We start from the raw sequence: 24,840 nt of genomic DNA on the forward strand, positions 1-24,840 counted from the left end.
CGCCCGGCGGCACCAGAGCACAGCACACAGGGAGCTGACAGGAACAAGGAAAGGCCCGACATGCGTATCATTCCGATGCTGACCGCGGTGGTGGTGACAGCCAGCCTCTATATGGTGGTCATTCAGCGTGACGAACTGATGGCCTTTGCCCGCGGCGAAGATGCCCCGGATGCCGCTCAGTCCGAAATAGCAGAGGGCGAAGGCCAAGCCCTGGCCCAGGCGGAGGAAACGCGCGTGGGGGTCGTTGCGCTTAAAAGCAAGGCGCGCACCATCGGCAGCGCGGTGATCCTGCGCGGCCAGACCCAGGCCATCCGCCAAGTGGAGGTGCGGGCCGAAACCACGTCCACCGTGGTTTCCGAGCCGCTGCGCAAGGGCACCCATGTTGAACGGGGCGACGTCTTGTGCCAGCTGGATCCGGGCACCCGCGACGCCGCACTGCAGGAGGCTCAGGCGCGGCTGAAAGAAGCCGAAATCAACCTCACCGCCGCCTCGAAACTGTCCGAAGGCGGCTATGCCTCCGAAACCCGTCTGGCCGCCTCCGAAGCTGCGGAACGCACCGCCATGGCCGCGGTTGCCGCGGCGCAAAAGGAATTGGAACGGCTGACCATCACCGCCCCCTTCGCAGGACTGCTGGAAAGCGACACCGCGGAGCTTGGCAGCCTGCTGCAGCCCGGCAGCCTCTGCGGCACCGTGATCCAGCTCGATACCATCAAGCTGGTGGGTTACGTGCCGGAGGCTGAGGTCAACAAGGTGGAACTGGGCGCTACCGCAGGTGCCGAGTTGTCCACCGGCCAGACGGTTCAGGGCAAGGTCACCTTCCTCAGCCGCTCCGCCGATCCCACGACCCGCACCTTTGAGGTCGAGATTACCGTGCCGAACCCGGACCTCAGCATCCGCGACGGCCAGACCGCGGACATCGCGATTTCCTCGGCCGGCTCGCTGGCGCACAAGCTGCCGCAATCGGCGCTGACGCTGAACAACGAGGGCCAGCTGGGCGTGCGCGTTGTCGGATCTGACAGCACCGTGGTATTCTACCCCGTGCAGCTGCTGCGGGATGAGGCCGACGGCGTCTGGCTGGGCGGCCTGCCCGAAACCGCGGATGTGATCATCGTGGGGCAGGACTTTGTGACCGAAGGCGTCGCCGTGGCGGCCACCTACCGGGAGACTGAACAGTGATTGGCATCGTCGATTGGGCCGCCGGCCGCGCCCGGATGGTCCTCGCCTTCATCGCAATCTCGCTGCTTGTCGGCGGCTTCGCCTATTCGATGCTGCCCAAGGAAGGCGAGCCGGACATCGAGATCCCGGCCCTGTTTATCTCGGTCCCCTTCCCCGGCATCTCCGCCGAGGACGCCGAATCCCTGATGGTCAAGGTGATGGAGACCGAGCTTGCCGACCTCGACGGGCTCGACAAGATGACCTCCACCGCCGCCGAAGGCTATGCCGGGGTGGCGCTGGAGTTCGAGTTCGGCTGGGACAAGACTGCCATCATGGCCGACGTGCGCGACGCCATGGACAAGGCTGAGGCGGAGTTTCCGGAAGGGGCCGAGAAATACTCGATCACCGAGATCAACTTCTCAGAGTTTCCGATTGTCATCGTGAACCTCACCGGCGCCGTGCCGGAACGCACCATGGCGCGCATCGCCAAAGACTTGCAGGACGACCTTGAGGCGCTGGATGCAGTGCTGGAAGCCGGGATCGCGGGCAACCGCGACGAGATGGTCGAGGTGCTGATCGACCCGCTGCGGCTGGAGGCCTACAACGTCACGGCGCTGGAGCTGATCAATGTTGTGCAGAACAACAACCAGCTCATTGCGGCGGGTGAGATTGAAACCAGCCAGGGCGCGTTTTCGGTCAAGATCCCCTCCTCCTTTGACGATGTGCAGGACATCTACCAGCTGCCGGTCAAGACCAACGGCGACCGCGTGGTCAAGCTGGGCGAGCTGGCACAGATCAACTTCACGTTCGAGGACCGCGAAGGCACCGCCCGCTTCAACGGCGAGGACACGGTTGCTCTGCAGGTGGTGAAGCGCAAGGGCTACAACCTGATCGACACCGTGAACCTGGTGAAGGCGACTCTGGAGGAGTCCAAGTCCAAATGGCCGGCGGAGCTGCAGGCCGCGGTTGAGGTCGGCACCTCCAACGACCAGAGCCGCGTGGTCGGCTCCATGGTCAGCCAGCTGGAAGGCTCGGTCCTGACCGCGATTGCGCTGGTGATGATCGTGGTGCTGTCGGCGCTTGGCAGCCGCGCGGCGCTGCTGGTGGGCTTTGCAATCCCGACCTCCTTCCTGCTGTGCTTTGCCCTGCTGGCGCTGATGGGCATCTCGATTTCCAACATCGTGATGTTCGGCCTGATTCTCGCTGTGGGGATGCTCGTCGATGGCGCCATCGTGGTGGTGGAATACGCCGACAAGCGGATCAAGGAAGGCACCGGCCCGATGCACGCCTATGTCGAGGCGGCGCAGCGGATGTTCTGGCCGATCGTTTCCTCCACTGCGACGACGCTCTGCGCCTTCCTGCCGATGCTGTTCTGGCCCGGCGTGCCGGGTGAGTTCATGGGCATGCTGCCGGTCACACTGATCTTTGTTCTGTCCGCCTCGCTGGTCGTGGCGCTGATCTACCTGCCCGTGATGGGCGGCGTCACCGGCCGCATCAGCCGCACGTTCGAGGGTGCTTCCCACGGGCTGCGGACGCTGGCGCCCTGGTGGCTGCGCGCGGCTTTGGTGCCGGTTTCCATGTGGGGCATGTTTGCAGGCGCCATGCAGATGCTGAACCCCTCCTACCTGCTGGCCGCAGGAACCGAGCCGATGGCAGGCGTCCTGTTCGGCGGTCTGGTCTTTACCCTTGCCGCTTTCGCCGCCTCCATCACCCTCAGCGCCGTGAAGATCGAGCGCGAGGAAAAGGAGGTCGCCCCCGGCTACCACCACACGCCGTTCGGTCACGCGATCAAGTTTATCGCAGGCAACCCGGTGATGCCGGTGGTGACCATTGCCGCGGTGGGTTTCGCCATCGTGACCGTCTTCTCGATGTTCAGCGAGAACAACTACGGCGTTGAATTCTTCGTCGACTCGGAACCGGAGCAGGCCACTGCCTATGTCCGCGCCCGAGGCAACATCTCCCTTCAGGAAAAGGACGACATGGTCCGCGCCGCCGAGGAGGTCATTCTGGAGCACCAGGCGGTGATCAACGTCTTCTCCTTCGCAGGCGACGGCGGCCTGAACACCGACAGCTCCGGCGCGCAGCTGCCGCCGGACACCATCGGCCAGGTCCAGTTCGAGATCATCCCGTGGGAAGAACGCCCCACCGAAAGCGAGCCGCTGGACGGCTGGTTCGGCGGGCTGCTGAGCAAATACCTGGGCTTTGAGAAAGAAATCATCGCCGAGGAATATGACGGCAACACCGTGATCGACCAGTTGAACGCGCAGCTCGCCAAGCTGCCCGGATTCGAGGTTGAGGTCCGCGCCCTGGCCCAGGGCCCCGCCTCCGGCAAGCCGGTGCACCTGCGCCTGCGCGGCGACGGCTGGGAGGACCTGACCGCCGCCACCCTGACCGCACGGGAGAAGTTCGAGAACACCCCCGGCCTGATCCTGATCGAAGACAGCCTGCCGCTGCCCGGCATCGACTGGCAGATCGACGTGGACGTCGAGAAAGCCGGCCGCTACGGCGCCGATGTGGCGACTGTCGGCGCGATGGTGCAGCTGGTCACCCGCGGCATCCTATTGGACACCATGCGGGTCGACAGCTCCGACGAGGAGATCGAGATCCGCGTCCGCCTGCCGGAACAGGACCGGGTGCTGTCGACGCTCGACAACCTCAAGGTCCGCACCACCGACGGGCTGGTGCCGCTGTCGAACTTCGTCACCCGCCAGCCGGTGCCGAAACTGGCCAAGATCAACCGCATCGGCCAGGAACGCTTCTATGACGTCAAGGCCGACGTCGAGGCCGGCCTGAACAAAGTCATCGTGGAAGATCCGGACAGCGGTGAAATGACCCGGCTCGCCCTGCTGAAGGAAGTGCCGGAAGGCACGGCGGCCAACGGCGACAGCCTCACCGCGCCGAACGGCCGGGTGATGGAGCTGGTGACGCTGACAGGCGCCGAAAGCTTTGACGCGGTACTGGCAGCGCTGGACGATGGCGCCAAGATCAGCCCTGTGAACTCGAACGAGCGGATTGCCGTTCTCACCGAATGGCTGGAAACCGACCCGCTGCCGCGCAGCATCAACTGGGAATGGACAGGCGACCAGGAGGAGCAGGAGGAATCCGGCGCCTTCCTGTCCAAAGCCTTTGCCGGCGCGCTGGCCCTGATGTTCGTGATCCTGCTGGCCCAGTTCAACAGCTTCTACAACTCTGTGCTCGTGCTGCTGGCCGTGGTGCTCTCCACCACCGGCGTGCTGATCGGCATGATGGTGATGCAGCAGCCTTTCTCGATCATCATGACCGGCACCGGCATCGTGGCGCTGGCGGGGATCGTGGTGAACAACAACATCGTGCTGATCGACACCTATCAGGAGTTCAGCCAGCAGATGCCGCGGATCGAGGCGATCATCCGCACCGCCGAGGCGCGTATCCGCCCGGTGCTGCTGACCACCATCACCACGATGGCGGGCCTGACGCCGATGATGTTCGGCGTCAGCCTCGACTTCATCAACGGCGGCTATTCGATCGACAGCCCCACCGCGCTGTGGTGGAAACAGCTGGCAACCGCCGTGGTCTTTGGCCTGGGCATCGCCACCGTTCTGACACTGGTCGTCACCCCGTCGCTGCTGGCCATCCGGGTGTGGTTCTCCACCTACATGCGGGCCCTGGGGCGGATGCTGTCGCGGATCACCCGCGGCCGCTCCAGCCGGATCGCGCAGGACTCGCGCCTGTTCAAGAAGGCCCGCGCCCTGCCGACCACGGAAATCCTGTGGGAGGGTGATGTGCCCCCCGCCCCGGCAAAACCGGAGCCGCAGGCAGAAGACGGCGATGAACCCTCGCCGCCCTCCGAAGGCAGGCTGCGCGCCGCCGAATAATCAGCGCCCCGCCGGCTGGCGGGGCGTTTTCATATCTGCCGCTAGACCTGCCTTGCGCCGCAGCCCCGCATAGTCCCGGCAAATGCACTGCCTGCCGGCGGCTTGCCGAGCTGCAGGGGTGAAATTTCCCGACAATTGTGCCTACCCTGAAAAATTTCGCATCGCTTTCGGGTTTCCGAGCACACACTTGCAACCATCTGAAAAACCTGAATATTTCAAAACGGCCCAACACGCCGGCCTTGGCTAATAATGACTCCCGATCATACCTTTTCAGCGGTTTGCGGCAGCACGCGCCGCCAGGTGACGCAAACAAAGCATCCAAAATTTCCGCATGATTTCATGGGGTTTCAGGCCAATTCAAACGTTCACAGTTTGTTAGCCCCTGCGTGCAACGGAGCGGCAGGAACCGGGATACTGCCGCTCCGCATTTACTTACTGGTTGGGACAAAGAAAAATGTCACTACGCTCGCAAATTCTGGCGCTGATCATAATCCCGCTATTGGCATTGGCCGGGGTCGGCGGCCTCAAGGCGCTTTCGGACTGGGACCGCTTTCAGGACGCGCAACTTACTGAGGCCGAGACGGGGGAATCTGTGGCTTTGATGAAAGTCATTCACGACCTTCAGGTCGAACGCGGCCTGTCTGCCGTCTTTTTGTCCTCCGGCGGCACGGCGGCCTCCCGGGCGCTCACAGAAGCCCGTGCCAGATCCGACAACGCCATCCGTCAGGTGCCGCCGGCCGCTGCCGCCTCCTTGAAGCATCTGGAGGGGCTGGCCGCCTTGCGGGAAGCGGTGAGCGGCCGCCAGCTCCAGCCCGGCCAGATGGGCGCGCGCTACTCGGAGGCAATCGCCAGTGTCCTGCGCGATGTCAGCATCCGGCTGCTGCACCCCAAGAATGCCGAACTGGCGCAGCTTGGCACCGGGCTGGTGAGCCTCGCCTACGCCAAGGAAGCCGCAGGCCAGCAGCGCGCTGCGGGGGCCTCCGGTTTCGGTCAGGGCAGCTTTTCCCTGGAAACCTACCGCTGGTTCACCCGCACGGGCGCGGTTGAGGGCCAGCTTCTTGACATCGCCGCGCATGCCTTTGGCCAAAGCCTCCCGGCGCTGGATCTGCGCGCAGGCCTGGCCCCCAGCGGCCTGCCCGGCATCCGCGGGCAGGTTCTGAGCGCAGGCCCCGGCGCCCCGGCCCCTGAGGTTGCCGTCACAGACTGGTTTGAGCGGGCGACCCGCTGGGTCAGCTCCCTGCGGGCGGCGGAAACCACCGTCACGGACGCGATGACGGCCCGCGCGCAGCAGGAGGCTTCGCAAGCCCGCCAGGCGCTGATCGCGACCTTGGCGGCGGTTGCGCTTGCCCTGATCCTCAGCGGTTTGACGGGCCTGCGCCTGATCCTGTCCTTCACCCGGCAGTTCGGCAGCCTGCAAGCGGACCTGGACCGGCTGGCCCGCAAGGAGTTCGACTTTGAACCGGCCCATCTGAACGACCGGACCGAAGCCGGCGGCCTGAGCCGGGCGATGGAAAAAACCCGCGCCGCCCTGGCCGAGGCCGAGGACCGGCTTGCCTCCATCGAGGCCAGCCGCATCGCCAACCGCGGCGCCGTTGTGGGCACGCTGGACGACCGTCTCTCGCGCCTGTCCCGCCGCGATCTGGACTGCATCATCGAAGAGGCCTTTCCGGAGGAATACGAACAGCTTCGGCACAGCTTCAACACAACCGTGGAAACGCTGAAGGACACCATTCAACAGGTGATCGCGGCAACGCGCAGCATCCACAACGGGGCTACCGAAATCAGCTCCGCCTCGGACGATCTGTCCAGCCGCACCGAGAGCCAGGCCGCAACGCTGGAACAGACCGCCGCAGCGCTGGAGGAGATGACTGCCTCGGTCAAATCCTCCGCCAATGGCGCCCGCGATGTCGAGCGCACCATGCAGGAAGCCCGTCAGGAGGCCGAAGCCAGCGGCGAGGTGGTGCGCAACGCGGTCTCAGCCATGACCGGGATCGAACAGTCCTCTGTGCGGATCGCCCAGATCATCTCCGTAATCGACGACATCGCCTTCCAGACCAACCTGCTGGCGCTGAACGCAGGGGTCGAAGCGGCGCGGGCGGGCGAGGCCGGCAAGGGCTTTGCCGTTGTCGCCTCAGAGGTGCGGGCGCTGGCGCAGCGCTCTGCCGATGCCGCGACCGAAATCAAGGCGCTGATCACGGACAGTTCGGCGCATGTGAAGCAGGGGGTCGATCTGGTCGGCAAGACCGGCGACGCGCTGACCAGCATCGCCGCCCGCGTCAACACCATTGCGGAACTGGTCTCCAACATCGCCGAGGGCGCTGCCGAACAGTCCACCGGCCTTGGCGAGATCAACACCGGCGTCGGCCAGCTGGATCAGGTCACCCAGCAGAACGCCGCCATGGTCGAGGAAGCCACCGCCGCGGGCCACATGCTGCACACCGATGCCAGCAAACTTGCGGAGCTGATGGGGCAGTTCAGGATAAACGGCGCGTCCGGCGCTGCAACGCCCGCAGCGACGCCTGCAGCGCCAAGCGCCCACGGCGAAGACATCGCATTCGGCGCCGCCGTTCCGATGCCCGCCCGGGCCGCAAACGCCGCTTGGAGCGATTTCTGACCCCTGCGGCACATCTGAAAATGCAGGAAGGCCTTTCGTTTGACCGGCCTTTCCTTTTGACCGTATCGGGCGCGGTCCAAACCCCTGCTCAGGCCGCGTCCTGATCCGCCTGCTGGCGCTGCCACAGCCGGGCATAGCGGCCGTCCCGGGCCAGCAACTCCTCATGGGTGCCGGTCTCGGCGATCTCGCCCTGTTCCAGCACCACGATCCTGTCCGCCTCGGCGATGGTCGACAGCCGGTGCGCGATGGTCAGCACCGTGCGCCCCTGCCCGGCGCGGGCCAGCGCCTCCTTGATCTCCTGCTCGGTATCGGTGTCCAGCGCAGAGGTCGCCTCATCCAGCAGCAGCACCGGCGGATTCTTGAGCAGCGTCCGGGCAATCCCCACCCGCTGCTTCTCCCCGCCCGACAGCTTCAGGCCGCGCTCGCCCACCTGGGTGTCATAGCCCTCCGGCAGCGTCACGATAAAGTCATGGATCTGCGCGTCACGCGCCGCCTGCTCCACCTCTTCCTGGGTGGCCCCGTCGCGGCCATAGGCAATGTTGTAGCGGATCGTGTCGTTGAACAGCACCGTGTCCTGCGGCACCACCCCGATCGCCTCATGCAGGCTTTTCTGGGTCACGTCGCGCACGTCCTGACCGTCGATCTTCAGCGCCCCGCCGGTGACGTCGTAGAACCGGAACAAGAGCCGCCCGATGGTCGATTTGCCCGACCCGGTGGAGCCGACAATCGCCACGGTCTGGCCCGGCTCCGCCTGCAGCGAAATCCCCTTCAGGATCTCGCGCCCGGCATCATAGGAAAACCGCACATCCTCCAGCGTGATCCGGCCGCCATTGACCTTCAGCTTCCCGGCGCCGGGCCGGTCGCTCACATCCGCGGGCTGTTCCAAAAGGTCGAACATCTCCCCCATGTCCACCAGGCTCTGGCGGATTTCGCGGTAGACGGTGCCAAGGAAATTCAGCGGCACGGTGATCTGGATCATGTAGGCGTTGACCATGACAAAATCACCGACTGTCAGCCTGCCCTGCTCCACGCCGATGGCCGCCATCACCATCACCCCGATGAGGCCCGCGGTGATGATCAGGCTTTGGCCGAAATTCAGCGCCGCCAGCGAATAGGCGGTTTTCAGGGCCGCGCGGGCATAGCCGCGCATGGCGCTGTCATAACGCTCGGCTTCCCGCTCCTCGGCGACGAAATACTTGACCGTCTCGAAATTCAGCAGGCTGTCGATGGCCTTCTGATTGGCGTCCGTGTCCTGCTGGTTCATCTCCCTGCGCAGTTTCACCCGCCATTCGGTAACCGCAAAGGTGAACCAGACATACAGCCCGATGGTCACGGTCACCACGACCAGATACCAGGCGTCAAACAGCACCGTCAGGATCACCGCGACCAGCGTCAGCTCCAGGATCAGCGGCCCGATGGAAAACAGCATGAAACGCAAGAGGAACTCGACGCCCTTCACCCCGCGCTCGATGATCCGGCTGAGACCGCCGGTCTTGCGGGTGATGTGGTAGCGCATGGACAGGCGGTGGATGTGGGTGAAGGTCTCCAGCGCCAGACGGCGCAGCGCCCGCTGGCCCACCGGGGCAAAGACGGCATCGCGCAGCTGCTGAAAGCCGGTGGTCAGAATCCGCGACACGCCATAGGCGACGGTGAGGCCGACTGCCCCCAGCGCCAGCGGAGGCACGCCCTCGCCCGCCAGGCTGTCCACCGCGCCCTTGTAAAGCATCGGCGTATAGACCGCGATCAGCTTGGCCAGCACCAGCACCGCCAGCGCCAGCACCACGCGCACCTTCACCGCACGGTTACCCTCGGGCCACAGATACGGCCCCACTTTGCGCAGGGTACGCAGGCCGGAGCGGCGCTCTTCCTTGGCGATGTCTGCTTGGGACGGCACGGCCGCCTGGTCTGTCTGGGTCATGGCGTTTCCTGGCTAGACCGCTTCAGATATTCACCTGTTCACGGATTTGCGAGGGGCAGGCAGAAAAAACGCGCCGCAAGGGCGCGTTTTCCCGGGGTTATTCGGGGATGGTAAAGACCTGCCCCGGATAGATCAGGTCCGGATTGCGGATCGCGCCCTTGTTGGCCTCAAACACCCGCACATACAGGAAGCCGCTGCCGAATTTCTCTTGCGAGATTGCCCAGAGCGTGTCGCCCTTCTGCACCGTCACCGCCCGCACCAGCGGCGCCGGCTGATCCGGCGCGGCATCGCCCGCAGGCTGCGGCAGCGCATCGGGCGCCTCGCGCTTGAATGGGGTTTCCAGGCGGCTCACGACCTTGCCGCTGCCCGGCTCGATTTCATCGACGCGCAGCGTGTAGAGACCGGGCGGCACATTCTCCAGCTCACCATTCCAACGGCCGTCCTCAGCCGTGTCAATTTCGGCAACCTGCGCATTATCGACATAAACCCGCACCCGCGACTTGGGCCGCGCCCGGCCCGTCAGCTGCACCGCGCCGGCACCGTTATAGCTGATCGCATCCAGCGCCACTTCATCGCTCAGCTCGGGGTCGTCCGGGACCGCCGGCTGCACCACTTCGATCCCGTCCTGCCCGGCGCGCAGCACCGCAACAGCCTGGCCCTGCAGCTGCGGCGCGGCAGGGTCAGCGGCAACCGCCGGGGTCGGCGCTGCCGGTGCGGGGGATGCAGTATTCTGCTGGCCGCCGGTTGCCGCTATCGTCCCGGCCTCCCCGGTTGCATCGTCTGCGGCGCCGTCCGGCTCCGCCCCTGCTGCGGTCTCAGCGGGCTGCGCTATCTCTGCTCCGGCCGCCGGGTCCAGCATTGCAACCTGCTCTTCTGGCGCTGCTGCCGCCTCTGCCGGTGCGCTGGCGCCCGCGCCAGAGGCGATTTCCTCCGCCGGGCTGACCGGCGCCAGAATGAAGGTGTCGCCTGAGGCGCTCTGCTGGCCGCCGTGCTCTGCCAGCAGCGACACCACCCGCGCATCGGCACTTGGGGCAATGGTGGTCAGCGAGACAAATTCGCCGCCAGCCGGAACCTCCAGCTGCTCCAGCACCTTGCCATCCAGCATTACCGAAATCCGGACACCCGCCTGCGCGCGCCCGGCAATCACCACCGCGCCGTCGCGGTCCACCCGCACCAGATCCAGCTCCGGCGCTTGCAGAACGAAAAGGTCTTCCTTGCGATCGTCCGCTGCAGGATCAGAGGGCGCGGCCAGAGCAATCTCCTCACCCTCCGCGGGGCCTTCAACCGGTGGGATTTCCGTTTCTTCATAGGCAGTTGCCGGCGCTTCCTCAGCCGCTGCCGGCGTGTCTGCTGCCAAGGTTTCCGCCGCAGGCTCCTTCGAAACCGCTGGGCTTTCCACCGGCTCCGCCTCCGCTGCCGCGCGGTCATCCTCCGCGTCCACCGGCGCGTTTGCTGCGCGGTTCTGCAACGGCTGGCCCGATTCTTCGCCGTCGCCCGTGAACTCTTCGCTGCCGCGTACGGCCTGCCCTTCAGCCTGCCCGTCCGCGGCGTCGCGCCCCGGCTGGCCGGTGCCGGACACGCCCAGCTGGTACAGCACCACTCCGCCCAGCACCACGGCTACCCCGGCAATAGCGCCAAGTGTGAGAGCCCCCAGCCCCCCGCTTCCAGATGCATCCGCCATGTCTTCCCCTTCGACGTTTGCGGAATGTTCCCTTCCGCTTAGTTGAGCAAACCTAGCAATCCAGCTATCACGGGTCAAAACAGCAATTGCGTTTCATCTTGAAATTCCACGGAAAGGCTGGCCGATGAGCATCAAATCCGTCTGCGTCTATTGCGGATCGCGCGCAGGCGCGCAGCCCGCCTATGCAGAAGCCGCCCGCGCCCTGGGGGCCGCGCTTGCCGGCAACGGCATGCGGCTGGTCTATGGCGCCGGTGATGTCGGGCTGATGGGCGAGGTTGCCCGCGCGGCCCAGCAGGCCGGCGGCGAGACCTTTGGGGTGATCCCCAGCCACCTGGAACGGCGCGAAGTCGGCAAGTCGGATCTCACCACCTATGTGGTGACCGAGACCATGCACGAGCGCAAGAAGGTGATGCTGTGGAACGCCGATGCGGTGATCGTGCTGCCCGGCGGCGCGGGATCCCTGGATGAGCTGTTCGAGGCGCTCACCTGGCGCCAGCTTGGCCTGCATTCCAAGCCGATCGTGATCCTGAACACAGCCGGTTATTGGGACAAGCTGCGCGCCTTGGTGGAACAGGTCATCGGGGAGGGCTTTGCCGGCCAGGACCTGGCGGATTACCTGATCTGGGCCGACACCCCGGTGGCCGCCATCGCCGCCCTGCGCGACGCCCGCTCCTGACGCAAGGCCGAGAAGGAGAAGACCGCAACAGCGCTCCAGATCAGCGCGAATGCTGCGCCGTGCCAGGGGGTGAAGGGCTCCGCAAACAGCAGCACCGCCACCAGGAACTGCAAGGTCGGGTTCAGATACTGCAAGACCCCGACGGTGCCCAGCCGCACCCGTTTGGCGGCAAAGCTGAACAGGATCAGCGGCAGACCTGTCAGGATGCCGGAAAACGCCAGCATGGCCGCGTCTGCAGGGCTGCCGAAGAAACCCGCGCCGCCGGTCATCCAGATCACCGCCAGCGCCACCGGCAGGACCAGAAGGACCTCGGCGGTGACCGACACCACTGGCCCCAGGGAAAGCCGTTTCTTGGCAACGCCGTAGAGCGCGAAGCTCACACTCAGCACCAACGGGATCAGCGGCGCGGCCCCCAATCCGAAGGACAGCACCGCTACCGCGGCCGCGGCCAGCAGCACCGCCAGCAACTGCGCCCGGGCCAGCCGCTCGCCGAACACCAGACGCCCCAGCAGCACGCTCAGCAAGGGAAAGATGTAATAGCCCAGGCTGGCCTCAGTCGCATGGCCGTTCTGGACGGAGGAAATGAACACGAACCAGTTGAGGGAGATCATCGCGGTGGAAAGGGCCAGCAGCAGCGCACCGCGACGGTCCGAGAAAGCAGCGCGCAAGGCGCCGATCCGCCCTTGCACCAGCAGAACGCCCGCAAAGAACAGGAAGGACCACAGCACCCGGTGCGACAGCACCTGTTCCGGCGGCACATGCGACAGCGCCTTGTAGTAGATGCCCGACAGCCCCCAAACCACGCAGGCCGCGATCATCGCCATGACGCCTAACTGTGTGTCCCGCATGATTTGCCCCTGCCCCTGCGCCCTTTGACAGACACCGGACAGGGGCAAGGGTCAAGCCCCCGGCTCAACCGTCAGCCGTTCTCAAGCGCCTCTTTCACCATGGACTCGATCTTGCTGGTCTCATGGTTGGTCAGGTTCTTCGCGACCTCGGCCACCACGCGGTCGGCGACCTCCTTGTGAAGGTTCTTGCGCAATTCGCCCAGCACCTCTGGGGCTGCCACCAGAACCAGGCGCTCAAACTGGCCCTTGTGGGCCATCTTGTACAGCCGGTCCGCCAGATCCGACGCGAACCGTTCCTTGGCCAGCTGGTGCCAATCGGTGTCATCCACCGCCGAACGGTGAACGCTGGGGCCGTCGTTGAACCGCCCGGGCCGGTTTGCCGACTGTTCGCGATTGGAGGGGTTTTCCTGCTCGTCCTTGCGCCGCACCTTCAGGTTCGGGTTCTGCGCGTCCGTGGTGTTTTCCAGGAACAGCGCTTTTTCGCTGTCCGCAACCAGCACCCAGGTGCCCTGCGTCAGAAAGGTCATAGTGTCACTCCTCCTCCTTGGATTTCGTCACGCGTGTTGTTCCCGCCGGACGTTCCTTGGCCCGTTTCAGCTCGTCTTCAGAGGCGATGTCGCGCTGCAGTCCGCCGCCAGCCCGGCCTTGCTGCGAGACGCTCCCTTTCGCGCCGGGAATCTCGTCCGTTTCGCGGCGTCCGTCCGTCGATCGTTTGCGTTCAGCCATGGGAGCCTCCTTGTATTGCACATGTAGTGTTTCAACGCGCAGCAGCAGGCACTTGTTCCTGAGACAACCACGAAAAAGCCCGCACAGCAACGCTGCGCGGGCGGAATCTTCTGATGCGGTGCCAGCCTGGAAAGCGGCTTCCGCTCCTGCTGTCTTACCCGAGGCGGGAGGCGACGTTTTCCCAGTTCACCAGGTTGTCCAGGAAATTGGTCAGGTAGGCCGGACGCTTGTTGCGGAAGTCGATGTAGTAGGAGTGCTCCCACACGTCGCAGCCCAGCAGCGCGGTCTGGTCAAAGCACAGCGGGTTGACGCCGTTTTCGGTCTTGGTCACCGCCAGCGAGCCGTCTGCCTTCTTCACCAGCCACGCCCAGCCGGAGCCGAACTGGCCTGCGCCAGCGGCAGAGAATTCTTCCTTGAACTTGTCGACCGACCCGAAGCTTTCGGTCAGCGCCTTTTCCAGCTCACCCGGCATCTTGTTTTCGCCAGGACCCATCATTTCCCAGAACTGGTTGTGGTTCCACAGCTGGGAGATGTTGTTGAAAATGCCGCTCTGAGCAACCGCATTGGCGTCGTAGGTGCCTTTGATGATTTCTTCCAGCGACTTGCCTTCCCACTCGGTGCCGGCGATCAGCTTGTTGCCGTTGTCGACATAGGCCTTGTGGTGCAGGTCGTGGTGGTATTCCAGGGTTTCTGCCGACATGCCTTTGGCGGCCAGTGCGTCATGTGCATAAGGAAGATCGGGAAGTTCAAAAGCCATTTTGGGCCCCCTGTCAAAATTGTTTGCGTTCCTGCGCAGATACATGCGGTGCGGCGGGTTGCAGGTCAAGAGGCCAGGGCACGAAATCCGTGCAAGGTCTCCGGTCAATGCCCCCGCTCAGTCCTGCTGAACGTTGCACCTGCCGCGCCCGCGCGGCGCGTTCGCAAAGCCGGTGATGACGCCCCGGATCGACAGGGTGTTCTTATCCATGTCAAAGACGGCAGAGTAGAGCCCGTCCGCCTTGGTCCGGGCGTTGCTGACCGGAATGTCATTCACCCGCCAGGACAGGTCATATGCATTGTTCTTGCGATGCGTGACCGTCGCGTCCAGGGGTTCACCAACCAGTTCCTGAATGTAGCCGTCATAGATCTTTGCAGTCTTGCTGCTGTCCTCCCACAGCACCAGAACCCGCGGTGCAATCCAGCCGTTGCTGGTAAACATCTTGATGTCGCAGTCATAGACCGTCTCAGCCAGGACCGGCTGCGCAATAACGGCCGCGGCCGAAAGACAGCCCGCCAGAAGAAATCGCTTCATATTCTAAAAACCTCAAATCCGTTGGGGAGAGATGAATGCAACCAGCGTGCCGGCGCAAGGGGTTTGATGCACGGGCCAAAGAGACACCTGCTGCATTCCGGCACCGCTGCACAGCGCCTGGCGGAGCGGGCCGCTGGCTACTGCAAATAGACCTGGTACTGCGCCAGCAGCGACAGCGAGTCCACCCGTTCGCAGCTGCCGGAGCCGCGCGGCAGCGTGGTGCCCTCTTCCAGGCGGATCGACTGAATGCTCATTTTCAAGTTGGACATGTTCAGCACGGCCCGAAACCGCGGTTCAGCCTCGCCGCTTTCCATCAGCACGGCAAGGCCCGGCAGCGACCAGCTGAGCACATATGAAGATCCGCTGCGCTTGACCACTTTCGCGGGCACAGAGACGCCGAAGGCGGCATCGGTGATCTGCGCCGTGTTGAAATCATCAAAGAAATCAATTGCGATTTTACTGGGCACCCAGGCGTCGCCGGAGATCGGTTCCAGGTTGCAGCGGAAACTGGAATCCGCTGCGGAAGCCGCCCCGGCGAACGTTAATAATAGCGCAACATAGCCGCAATTCAGCAGACCCATCAGCCGCCCCCCGAAACATCTTTACGCAGCAGCCCCCAAAGCCCAGGAACCAGCTGATAAATATACAAATTTCAATCCCTGTGAAGGAACGTGTCCAGGGGCATCAGCTCAAAATAAAATGGTGCCCAGGATCATCTCCGGGGCACCGTAAATGACGCGCCATGGCGTCACAAGCAAAAAGCGAGTTGTAATTTTAATAAACACCCACTTTACTTTGCGGGTGAGCGGCTGCGCTCAGCAGTTTGAACACATACTCCCCCACAGAGCGGAAGCAGACGATGCAGAAGCTGCCGTCCTCGTTCATCCAGAAGGCGCCGGCCACCTGCGCCAGGCGCGAGCGGCGGAACTTTCCGGGGGTGAAGGCGGCGGCGTCAAAGTCCACCGGGCTCACCTTGCCCAGCACCTCGCGCGCGCCCTCGCCCGACAGGCGGAAGAAGGCACGGGCGTCGGAGACGTTCACCGCCAGCGCGTGCTCGCCCTTCAGCGCCTCGGCCACTTCGGCGGTCTTGGCAACCGCATCCTCGTAAGGCACCAGCAGCAGCAGCTCATCCGGCGACATCCAGGCGGCAGCGCCGTTTTCGGCAACCGAGATGGCGCCCTGTGCCGGAACCCCGGCGCCGGTGGCGGCCTGGACGGCCGCCTTCAGCGCTGCGGACTCCAGATCGCCGCGCAGGGTGATCATCCCCTGCAGACCGGCATCCTCGACCTTGGCCAGCCCGGAATACCGGGCGCCGTTCAGTACGGAAACAGCCTTAGACATTCTGCTTCTCTCCATCCTTGTCGTAGAAGACCGGGTCAACGATCTTGGCTTTGTAGGTCTGACCGTCGGTGCCCGGGAACTCGATCACTTCACCCATCCGCTTGGGACCGTGCTTGACCAGGCCCATGGCGATGCCGCGGCCCAGGGTTGCGGAGTAATAGGTCGAGGTCACCCGGCCGATCATGTTGCGCTGACCGTTGGCGTTGATGCCCTCGCCCACCGCATAGGCGCCGTCCGGCAGCACCGAACCGTCGACCGTTTCCAGGCCAACAAGCTGCCAGCGGTCCGGATCCGTCATGTGCGACCGCGCTTGAGCACGCTTGCCCAGGTAGTCGTCCTTCTTCTTGGACAGCGCCCAATGCAGCCCCAGATCCTGCGGGATCACGGTGCCGTCGGTCTCGTCGCCGATCATGATGAAGCCCTTCTCGGCGCGCAGGATGTGCAGGGTCTCGGTGCCATAGGGCATGACGCCGAATTCCTTGCCTGCGTCCATCAGCGCATCCCAGAACGCCTGGCCCTCAGAGGCCGCAACCGCGATCTCATAGGACAGCTCGCCCGAGAAGGAGATCCGGTAAGCGCGGGCGTCGAAGCCGCCGATCTTACCGTCACGCCATTCCATGAAGGGCAGCGCTTCTTTGCTGACATCCATGCCGCCGCCCGCTGCCGCGTTCAGCTTCTCCAGCACCTTGCGGGCCTTGGGGCCGACCACGGCGATCTGCGCGTACTGCTCGGTCACGTTGGCAACGTAGACTTTCCAGTCCCACCATTCGGTTTGCAGCCATTCTTCCATGTGGCCATGGATGCGCTCGGCGCCGCCGGTGGTGGTGTGGCACAGGAAGGTGTCCTCGTCGATGCGGGCCACCACGCCGTCGTCCATCAGGAAGCCGTTCTCGGTGCACATCAGGCCATAGCGGCATTTGCCCGGCTTCAGCGTGGACATCATGTTGGTGTACAGCATGTCCAGGAACTTGCCTGCATCGGGGCCCTTGACGATCAGCTTACCCAGGGTCGAGGCGTCCAGCAGGCCGAGGTTTTCGCGGGTGTTCTTCACCTCGCGGTTCACCGCGGCATGACGGTCCTCGCCCGGGCGGGTGATCGCAAACGGACGGCGCCACTGGCCCACCGGCTCCCAATCCGCGCCGTTCTTGTCGAACCAGTCGTAGATCGGCGTCTTGCGCACCGGCTGGAAGATCTCGCCCCGTGCCTCGCCAGCGATCGCGCCCAGCGAAATCGGGTGGTACGGAGGACGGAAGGTGGTGGTCCCCACCTGCGGGATTTCCGAGTTCAGGCTGTCGGCCAGAATGGCCAGACCGTTGATGTTGGACAGCTTGCCCTGGTCGGTGGCCATGCCCAGCGTGGTGTAGCGCTTGGTGTGCTCAACGCTCTCATAGCCTTCACGCGCCGCCAGCTGCACGTCCGACACTTTCACGTCGTTCTGGTAATCCAGCCAGGATTTCATGCGCAGCTTGATGTCTGCCTTGGCGGGCATCAGCCAGACCGCTTCCATCTGTGCTTCCGCCTCGGACTCACCCTTGGCAGCCGCCACGGATTTCGCCGGGAAGCCAGCCGCCTCAGCCGCCTTAGCACCTGCTGCGGCTGCATCTTCCAGGATGGCGCCCAGGCCGAATTCGCCGTTCGCGGCGCCTGCCGGAACCACAAAGCCGTTGCCGTCATGGCTCAGCGGCGGACGGGAGGCATCGGGGCGGAAGTTGGCGTTCGCCTCATCCCAGATCAGCTTGCCGCCGCAGTGGGACCACAGGTGGACAACCGGCGACCAGCCGCCGGACATCGCAACCGCGTCAGCCTGCACGACCTCACGCGCGCCGCCCTCGCCATTCTGTGCGCAAATGGCAACCTCGGTCACGCATTTGCCGTCCTTCACCTTGGCGATGGCGCGGCCCAGCTCGACCCGGATGCCTTTCTCGCGGACCGCTTCCATCAGCGCGCCGCCGCCGGTTTCGCGGGTGTCGACCACGCGGACCACTTCGATGCCCGCGTCATGCAGCACAAGTGCTGTGCGGTAGGCGTCGTCGTTGTTGGTGGCAACCACAACCTTCTGGCCCGGGTTGATGCCCCAGTTCACCACATAGTCGCGCATCGAGGCAGCCAGCATCACGCCCGGCACGTCGTTGCCGGCAAAGGACAGCGGACGCTCGATGGCACCGGTTGCGGTGACGATCTGCGACGCACGGATGCGCCACAGGCGATGGCGCGGGCCGCCCTGGCCCGGCGCGTGGTCGGTCAGGCGCTCATAGCCCAGGGCATAGCCGTGATCATAGATGCCGGAGCCCATGCAGCGGTCGCGGAGCGTAACGTTGTCCATCCCGCGCAGCTCTGCCAGGGTCTTCTCGATCCAGGCCTCGGGTGCTTCGCCGTCAATGGTGCCGCCGTCAACCGGAGCGCGGCCGCCCCAGTAGTTGTTCTGCTCCAGCACCAGAACCTTGGCGCCGGACGCCGCCGCCGCCTTGGCGGCCTGCAGACCGGCAACGCCGCCGCCGATGACCAGCACATCCGCGAAGAAGTAGAAGTGCTCGTAGATGTCGGCGTCCTTCAGCTCCTTGTCGGGGGCTGCGCCAAGACCGGCAGACTTGCGGATGATCGGCTCATAGACGTGCTTCCACAGCGGACGCGGGTGGATGAACATCTTGTAATAGAAGCCGGCGGTCAGGAACCGGGACAGCTTGTTGTTGATCGACAGGACGTCGAACTCCAGGCTCGGCCAGTGGTTCTGCGACTGCGCGGTAAGGCCTGAGAACAGTTCGGTGGTGGTAGCGCGCTGGTTGGGCTCATAACGGTCGCCCACCCCCAGCTGCATCAGCGCATTGGGTTCCTCCGAACCGGAAGCGACAACGCCGCGCGGGCGGTGGTATTTGAACGAGCGGCCCATCATCACCTGGCCGTTGGCCAGCAGGGCGGATGCGAGCGTATCGCCGGCATAACCCTTCATGGACTTGCCGTTGAAAGTGAAGGCGATCTGTTTGGAGCGGTCGATCAGCCGGCCGTGCTTGGCAAGACGCGTGCTCATGTGCGCAGACCTTTCAAGAGAAAAGCGGGTGTTTCAGTCAGGCGGCGGATCATTTCTGACCGTCCGAAAATTCGCGCCAGGTCCAGCCCGGGCGTTTGGCAGAGATCTTGTCCTGGATCTCCTGCGGCGGCACGCTGGTCTGTGCGGTGTAAGTGCCAAAGACCTCCAGCGTCATGGTGCAGCGGGCGGCGTGGAACCACTTTCCGCAGCCGTTGGCATGGCGCCAGCGCTCAAAGTGAACGCCTTTGGGGTTTTCGCGCATGAACAGGTAGTCGTGGAACTCGTCATCCGAGGAGCCGGGGCCAAAGCGCTTCAGATGCGCTTCGCCGCCCGCGGCCAGTTCGGTTTCTTCGGCTTTGACGCCGCAATAGGGGCATTCAAGGATCAGCATGGTGCTTGCTCCGTAAAATTGAATTCTGCAGCGTTAGTGCGCCACACCGGCGGCGACGCTCTCGTCGATGAACTTGCCTTCCTTGAAGCGCATCATCGAGAACTCCTCGGTCAGCGGCGAATGGCCGGTGGCCATCAGCTCCGCCATCGCCCAGCCGGAGCCCGGGATCGCCTTGAAGCCGCCGGTGCCCCAGCCTGCGTTGATGAAGCAGTTCTGGACCGGCGTTTTCGAGATCAGCGGCGAGCGGTCGCCGGTCACATCCACGATGCCGCCCCACTGGCGCAGCATCTTGAGGCGCGACACCATCGGGAAGGTTTCGACCAGCGCGCGCACGGTTTCCTCGATATGGTGGAAGCTGCCGCGCTGGGTATAGTTGTTGAACCCGTCGGTGCCGCCGCCAATGACCATCTCGCCCTTGTCGGACTGGGACATGTAGCCGTGCACGGTGTTGGCCATCACAACCACGTCCATGCAGGGTTTGATCGGCTCGGACACCATCGCCTGCAGCGCCACGGATTCCATCGGCAGGCGGAAGCCCGCCATTTCGGCCAGCACAGACGCATTGCCCGCCACAACCATGCCCAGCTTGTCGCAATCAATCGGGCCTTTGGTAGTGTCGACGCCAACGGTGCGGCCGTTCTCAACGCGCACGCCGGTGACTTCGCATTTCTGGATGATGTCCATGCCCATGTCGGAACATGCGCGGGCGTAGCCCCAGGCCACCGCATCGTGGCGGGCGGTGCCGCCGCGTTCCTGGTACAGGCCGCCCAGCACCGGGTATCGGGGGCCGTGCAGGTTGATGATCGGCACGATTTCCTTGACGCGCTCCGGCGTGATCCACTCGGTCTGAACGCCCTGCTGCTGGTTGGCATGGGCGGTGCGCTTGTAGCCGCGGATCTCATGCTCGGTCTGCGCCAGCATGATCACGCCGCGCGGGCTGAACATCACGTTGTAGTTCAGGTCCTGCGACATGGTCTCGTACAGGCTGCGGGCCTTTTCATAGATCGCAGCAGACGGATCCTGCAGGTAGTTCGAGCGGATGATGGTGGTGTTCCGGCCCGTATTGCCGCCGCCGAGCCAGCCTTTCTCGATAATCGCGACATTGGTGATGCCGAAATTCTTGCCCAGATAATAGGCGGTGGCGAGGCCGTGCCCGCCCGCGCCCACGATGATCACATCGTAGTGGCGTTTGGGTTCCGGCGAGCGCCAGGCGCGCTCCCATCCGGTGTGATAGCGCAGGGCTTCCCGCGCGACAGCAAAGACTGAATAGCGTTTCATGAGCGAATCCGATGGTTCGTGTCTGTTAGCGGGTATGCCCGAAACGCATGGCCGGCCAGTGCCGTTTATCGCCCTGTTTCTGCGTTATTGCGACATAAGCACATGACGCATTGCGGCATCCCGCGGCAGTTTGGCCCTTTTGTTCGGCCCGCCCCGCATATAGATGAAAACCAAACTTCGGAGACGGCATGGTTTTCTGGACAGTCACCGCCCTTATCGCATTCTCGGCAGCGCTGCTGCTGGCAATGATCATCATTCGCGCCCGCGAGCAAGGCGAACCTGCTGCGGCCTATGACCTGCGGGTCTACCGCCAGCAGCTGCGCGAGGTCGACAAGGACCTGGCGCGCGGCGTCATCAATGAAGGCGACGCAGAGCGCATCCGCACCGAAATCTCGCGCCGCATTCTGGCAGCCGACGCCCAGCTGCAAAATCGCAAATCCGGCCACGCCCAGCCCAAATCCCTGTCGCTGGTCTCTGCCGTGGCCATCGCGCTGCTGATCACCGGCGGCACCCTGGGCCTCTACTGGCAGCTCGGCGCGCCGGGGTATGGCGATTTCGGCCTCAAGGACCGCATCCGCATGGCGGGCGAGCGCGCCGAGAACCGCCCCTCGCAGGCAGAGGCAGAGGCCGGGATTCCCGCCCTGCCGGAACCGCAGGTGGAGGAAGGCTACATCAAACTGGTCGAACAGCTTCGCAAGACCGCAGGCGAGCGAGAAGGTGACGCCCGCGGCCAGGCACTGCTGGCCCAGCACGAGGCCAACCTCGGCAACTTCAAAGCCGCCTATGAAGCCAAGGCCAATTACATCCGCCTGGCCGAAGGCAAGGTCAACGCCCGCGATTTCACCGAACTGGCCGAGCTCAAGATCATGGCGGCCGGCGGCTATGTCTCCCCCGAGGCGCAAACCGACCTGCAGAAGGCCCGCGCGATTGACCCCGCCCACGGCCCGGCCCGCTATTACTGGGGCCTGATGCTGGGCCAGATCGGCCGCCCGGACCTCGCCTACCGCGAATGGGCTGCAACCCTGCGGGACGGCCCGGCGGAGGCGCCGTGGGTCAAGGGCATCCAGGGCCAGATCGAGGAGATGGCCTTCCGCGCCGGTGTGGAATACCGCCCGATCACGCCCGGCGGCGCCACCGCCCCCGCCCTGCCCGGCCCCAGCGCCGAGGATATGTCCTCCGCCAGCGAACTCTCCGCCGAAGAGCAGCAGGAAATGATCCGCGGCATGGTCACGCGCCTGTCGGACCGGCTGGCGAGCGAAGGCGGCAGCGCCGAGGAATGGGCAAGGCTGATCGGCGCCCTGTCGGTTCTTGGCGAAACCGAACGCGCGCGCACCGTCTATGCCGAGGCCCGCGGTGCGTTTGAGGCTGACGCCGAGGCACTGGCCCTTTTGGAAACCATCGCCGCCCAGTCCGGAATTACCGAATGATCCACGACGTCTTTGAAGACTTCGCCGCCGCCCTGCCGCCGATGAGCGCGCTGATGGGGCTGGACCTCGGCACCAAGACCATTGGCGTCGCGGTCTCCGACCGTATCGGCGCGGTGGCCACGCCCCTGGAAACCGTGAAGCGCAAGAAGTTCTCAACTGACGCCGCGCGCCTCCTGGAGATCATCCAGGCCCGCGACATCAGCGGCATCCTCCTGGGCCTGCCCCGCAACATGGACGGCACGGAGGGCCCCCGCTGCCAGTCCACCCGCGCCTTTGCCCGCAACCTGATGCAACTGACCGACCTGCCGATCAGCTTCTGGGACGAACGCCTCAGCACCGTGGCAGCCGAAAAAGCGCTGCTTGAGGCGGATACGACACGCAAACGCCGCGCAGAGGTTATCGACCACGTCGCGGCCTCCTATATCTTGCAAGGCGCATTGGACCGGATGCGGCATTTGAAGAACGGGTGAATGATGACGGACGACGTATGGAAACGGGACGAAATCCAGTCCCCCTGCATCAAGATCTGCGTCGTCCACCCGGAGGCCCGCATCTGCACCGGCTGCTACCGCTCCATCGACGAGATCCGCGACTGGTCCAAGATGACCAACGACGAGCGCGCCGGCATCATGAACGACCTGCCCGCCCGCGCCGGCAAACTGGTCAAACGCCGCGGCGGCCGCGGCGCAAGGTTAAAGCGCGGCTAACGCGGCGCGCGGCGGGGTAACCGCTTGGAAATCATGCGGAATAAGCACTGACCCAATGTTTCGCGCGCGAAACATTCAGGCAGAACTGCTGACCTATTCGCCAAGGTGCCGATGGCCATAGCGAGGGTGATCAGATACCTTGCAACCTCCTAGCGGACCGGCGTTCATAAGGCGCAACTCAGCCAAGACCTACGTGGGCATTACACCGGACGGTCTCTGCTCGGCTGAGGTAGGGCTACCCCTCCGCCAGCCACCCCTTGGTCCAATCCGCCAGCTCCGGACGAAAATAGGCGATCATCCGGCCCTCTTCCGGTGCACTTGCCCCCTCGCCCCAGGGCGCAACCCCGTGCAGGCACAGCCGGTGCATCAAGTAACTTTCGCCGGGCCTGGCAGGCACCGTGATCCGCGGGCAGGTTTCGAACACCTCAGCGCGGGCAGCCGTGTAGATGTCGGTCACATCCACGTCTGCCCAGTCCTTCGGCGGCACGCCCTCAAACGCGGCGGCAAAGGCGCGGCGCATGATCCTGTGGCTGCCTTCCCAGATCACCAGCGGCGCGGCATCGGGGCTGCTTTCATTCAGCGGGATGCCCAGCACCCAGGCATGCGGCTCCTCCACCTTGCGGCGGCGGTGCCCGCCATACATCTTCACCCCGTCCACATGCGCCGCATCGCGTTTGACGCGGTAGCGGAAGGCAGCCTCGCCCTCACCCGGACGCGGGCGCGGGTAGCCGGGAAAGACCGAGGACACCTGCGCCCGGTGCAGGTCCGGAATGGGCCCGAGGTGCTGCGTGATGAAATCAATTGGCGCCCCCGCCAGCGGCGGGCCGCCGGGCACGCGTCCTGCGGCGTCGTTTGGCAGCGCATCGACGCCGATGAACCAGGTCCGCTCGCACTGGAACCAATCGGCGTTTGACGGGTCGTGCAGCGCTTTCACTCCCTGCCGCAAGGCATCCGCCGCCCAGGCGGCCACATGCGAATCATGGCCGAACCGCACCCACCCCTTGTCCTGAAACTTCTTGATCTGTTCCGGCATGACGCCCTCTCAGTACCCGAAAGCCTTGCGCAGCATGTTCAGCGCCACCAGCACCAGGAAGGCCCCGAACACCCGCTTCAGCGGTTTGGGATCCATCGCATGGGCCAGCTTCACGCCCCATGGCGCGGTGATCAGGGTCATGGCAATCACGATGAAGAACGCCACCAGATTGACCGCGCCGATGGTGAACGGCGGCCGGGTTGCGGGGTCCACCTCCAAGAGCAGAAACCCGGCAACCGAAGGCACCGCAATGATCACGCCAAAACCCGCAGCGGTGGCCACCGCCCGGTGCACCGCCACTCCGTGAAGGGTCATCAGCGGCACCCCGAAGCTGCCGCCGCCAATGCCCATCAGCACCGACAGGAAGCCGACCGCAGGCGACAGGACCATCCGCTTGACGCCCTTGGGCATCGCTTCCGCCAGCCGCCACTCCGACCGGCCCAGCCCCAGGTAGCAGCCGATGACCAGCGCCAGCCCGCCAAACACCCCCTGCAGCACGGTGGAGCGCAAGGAAGACGCCGCCAAGACGCCCACAACGGCGCCAATGGCAATGCCGATCCCCCAGCCGCGCAGGATCTCCCAATCCACCGCGCCCTTCTTGTTGTGGCTCATGACAGAGCGCAGCGAGGTCACGATGATTGTCGCCAGCGACGTCGCCAGACAAATCTGCATCAGCTGATCGCCGCCATACCCCAGCGTTTGAAACGCATAGAAAAACGCAGGCACCAGCACGATGCCGCCGCCGACGCCCAGAAGCCCGGCCAGCACCCCCGCAAAGGCGCCGATCACCACCAGAAGCGCCCCCATTTGCATCAGCAAGGCGGGCTCCGGCCACAGGGCGGCGGTCAGGGCGGGATCGGTCATGCGGGGCACCT

21 protein-coding genes are annotated in these 24,840 nt (G+C 64.6%); 7 read left to right on the forward strand and 14 right to left on the reverse strand.

From position 1 onward, the window contains the following. Positions 1 to 60 precede the first annotated feature (60 nt). From DAEP_RS0106355 to DAEP_RS0106365, 3 genes are all read left to right on the forward strand, one after another. Positions 61 to 1,176 carry an efflux RND transporter periplasmic adaptor subunit gene (locus DAEP_RS0106355; RefSeq protein WP_027244063.1) on the forward strand — a complete coding sequence of 372 codons (1,116 nt, stop codon included), beginning with the start codon at positions 61 to 63 and terminating at the stop codon, positions 1,174 to 1,176. After that, positions 1,173 to 5,009 carry an efflux RND transporter permease subunit gene (locus DAEP_RS0106360; protein WP_027244064.1) on the forward strand — a complete coding sequence of 1,279 codons (3,837 nt, stop codon included), beginning with the start codon at positions 1,173 to 1,175 and terminating at the stop codon, positions 5,007 to 5,009. Before DAEP_RS0106355 ends, DAEP_RS0106360 begins: the two co-directional genes overlap by 4 nt. 454 nt (positions 5,010 to 5,463) lie before the next feature. Continuing rightward, entirely contained in the window at positions 5,464 to 7,623 is a 2,160-nt protein-coding gene (locus DAEP_RS0106365; RefSeq protein WP_027244065.1) for a methyl-accepting chemotaxis protein, read from the forward strand. A gap of 88 nt (positions 7,624 to 7,711) precedes the next feature. On the opposite strand, the gene DAEP_RS0106370 is transcribed toward DAEP_RS0106365, so the two are convergent. Beyond that, entirely contained in the window at positions 7,712 to 9,541 is a 1,830-nt protein-coding gene (locus DAEP_RS0106370) for an ABCB family ABC transporter ATP-binding protein/permease (RefSeq protein ID WP_036760469.1), read from the reverse strand. A gap of 97 nt (positions 9,542 to 9,638) precedes the next feature. Then, the gene (locus tag DAEP_RS0106375; protein ID WP_245595059.1) at positions 9,639 to 11,222 is read right to left on the reverse strand and encodes a LysM peptidoglycan-binding domain-containing protein; all 1,584 of its coding nucleotides are present in this window, start codon (positions 11,220 to 11,222) and stop codon (positions 9,639 to 9,641) included. A 124-nt stretch (positions 11,223 to 11,346) separates the two neighbouring features. Here DAEP_RS0106375 and DAEP_RS0106380 point away from each other — a divergent pair, with 124 nt between their 5' ends. Then, a complete protein-coding gene (locus DAEP_RS0106380) occupies positions 11,347 to 11,898 on the forward strand; it encodes an LOG family protein (protein ID WP_027244068.1) in 552 nt (183 codons plus the stop codon). Here DAEP_RS0106380 and rarD read toward each other — a convergent pair. The 10 genes from rarD to DAEP_RS0106430 form a co-directional block, all read right to left on the reverse strand. Beyond that, on the reverse strand, positions 11,835 to 12,746 hold the full coding sequence (gene rarD, locus DAEP_RS0106385; RefSeq protein ID WP_027244069.1) for an EamA family transporter RarD: 912 nt from the start codon (positions 12,744 to 12,746) through the stop codon (positions 11,835 to 11,837). The genes DAEP_RS0106380 and rarD overlap by 64 nt on opposite strands. Positions 12,747 to 12,817: 71 nt before the next feature. After that, positions 12,818 to 13,273 carry a host attachment family protein gene (locus DAEP_RS0106390; protein ID WP_008557062.1) on the reverse strand — a complete coding sequence of 152 codons (456 nt, stop codon included), beginning with the start codon at positions 13,271 to 13,273 and terminating at the stop codon, positions 12,818 to 12,820. A gap of 4 nt (positions 13,274 to 13,277) precedes the next feature. Continuing rightward, on the reverse strand, positions 13,278 to 13,472 hold the full coding sequence (locus tag DAEP_RS0106395; RefSeq protein ID WP_008557427.1) for a hypothetical protein: 195 nt from the start codon (positions 13,470 to 13,472) through the stop codon (positions 13,278 to 13,280). A 154-nt stretch (positions 13,473 to 13,626) separates the two neighbouring features. After that, positions 13,627 to 14,229 (reverse strand): superoxide dismutase, encoded by a 603-nt coding sequence (locus tag DAEP_RS0106400; protein WP_027244070.1) that lies wholly within the window; start codon positions 14,227 to 14,229, stop codon positions 13,627 to 13,629. A 117-nt stretch (positions 14,230 to 14,346) separates the two neighbouring features. After that, entirely contained in the window at positions 14,347 to 14,763 is a 417-nt protein-coding gene (locus DAEP_RS0106405; RefSeq protein ID WP_027244071.1) for a hypothetical protein, read from the reverse strand. 137 nt (positions 14,764 to 14,900) lie between these two features. Further along, entirely contained in the window at positions 14,901 to 15,344 is a 444-nt protein-coding gene (locus DAEP_RS0106410) for a hypothetical protein (RefSeq protein WP_027244072.1), read from the reverse strand. Positions 15,345 to 15,537: 193 nt separating this feature from the next. Continuing rightward, a complete protein-coding gene (locus tag DAEP_RS0106415) occupies positions 15,538 to 16,104 on the reverse strand; it encodes a sarcosine oxidase subunit gamma (RefSeq protein WP_027244073.1) in 567 nt (188 codons plus the stop codon). Continuing rightward, positions 16,097 to 19,129: a sarcosine oxidase subunit alpha family protein gene (locus tag DAEP_RS0106420; RefSeq protein ID WP_027244074.1), complete on the reverse strand. Its 3,033-nt coding sequence runs from the start codon at positions 19,127 to 19,129 to the stop codon at positions 16,097 to 16,099. The genes DAEP_RS0106415 and DAEP_RS0106420 overlap by 8 nt, the downstream gene beginning before the upstream one ends. Positions 19,130 to 19,178: 49 nt before the next feature. Continuing rightward, positions 19,179 to 19,520, reverse strand: coding sequence for a sarcosine oxidase subunit delta (locus DAEP_RS0106425; RefSeq protein WP_008553648.1), 342 nt, complete (start codon positions 19,518 to 19,520; stop codon positions 19,179 to 19,181). A gap of 33 nt (positions 19,521 to 19,553) precedes the next feature. After that, positions 19,554 to 20,798 (reverse strand): sarcosine oxidase subunit beta family protein, encoded by a 1,245-nt coding sequence (locus tag DAEP_RS0106430; RefSeq protein ID WP_027244075.1) that lies wholly within the window; start codon positions 20,796 to 20,798, stop codon positions 19,554 to 19,556. Between the two features lie 188 nt (positions 20,799 to 20,986). Between DAEP_RS0106430 and ccmI the strand changes: the two genes are divergently transcribed. The 3 genes from ccmI to DAEP_RS0106445 are packed head-to-tail and all read left to right on the forward strand — an operon-like array spanning position 20,987 to position 22,932. Next, a complete protein-coding gene (ccmI, locus tag DAEP_RS0106435; RefSeq protein ID WP_027244076.1) occupies positions 20,987 to 22,225 on the forward strand; it encodes a c-type cytochrome biogenesis protein CcmI in 1,239 nt (412 codons plus the stop codon). Beyond that, positions 22,222 to 22,695: a Holliday junction resolvase RuvX gene (gene ruvX / locus DAEP_RS0106440; protein WP_008555767.1), complete on the forward strand. Its 474-nt coding sequence runs from the start codon at positions 22,222 to 22,224 to the stop codon at positions 22,693 to 22,695. Before ccmI ends, ruvX begins: the two co-directional genes overlap by 4 nt. A gap of 3 nt (positions 22,696 to 22,698) precedes the next feature. After that, on the forward strand, positions 22,699 to 22,932 hold the full coding sequence (locus tag DAEP_RS0106445) for a DUF1289 domain-containing protein (protein WP_027244077.1): 234 nt from the start codon (positions 22,699 to 22,701) through the stop codon (positions 22,930 to 22,932). Between the two features lie 235 nt (positions 22,933 to 23,167). Here DAEP_RS0106445 and DAEP_RS0106450 read toward each other — a convergent pair whose 3' ends face one another. Together DAEP_RS0106450 and DAEP_RS0106455 are read right to left on the reverse strand one after the other, a co-directional pair. Beyond that, positions 23,168 to 23,965: a hypothetical protein gene (locus DAEP_RS0106450; protein ID WP_027244078.1), complete on the reverse strand. Its 798-nt coding sequence runs from the start codon at positions 23,963 to 23,965 to the stop codon at positions 23,168 to 23,170. Between the two features lie 9 nt (positions 23,966 to 23,974). Beyond that, entirely contained in the window at positions 23,975 to 24,829 is an 855-nt protein-coding gene (locus DAEP_RS0106455; protein ID WP_027244079.1) for a sulfite exporter TauE/SafE family protein, read from the reverse strand. Between the last annotated feature and the right edge of the window lie 11 nt (positions 24,830 to 24,840).

The sequence above is a fragment of the Leisingera daeponensis DSM 23529 genome, assembly GCF_000473145.1.
GTDB classification, from domain to species: Bacteria; Pseudomonadota; Alphaproteobacteria; order Rhodobacterales; family Rhodobacteraceae; genus Leisingera; species Leisingera daeponensis.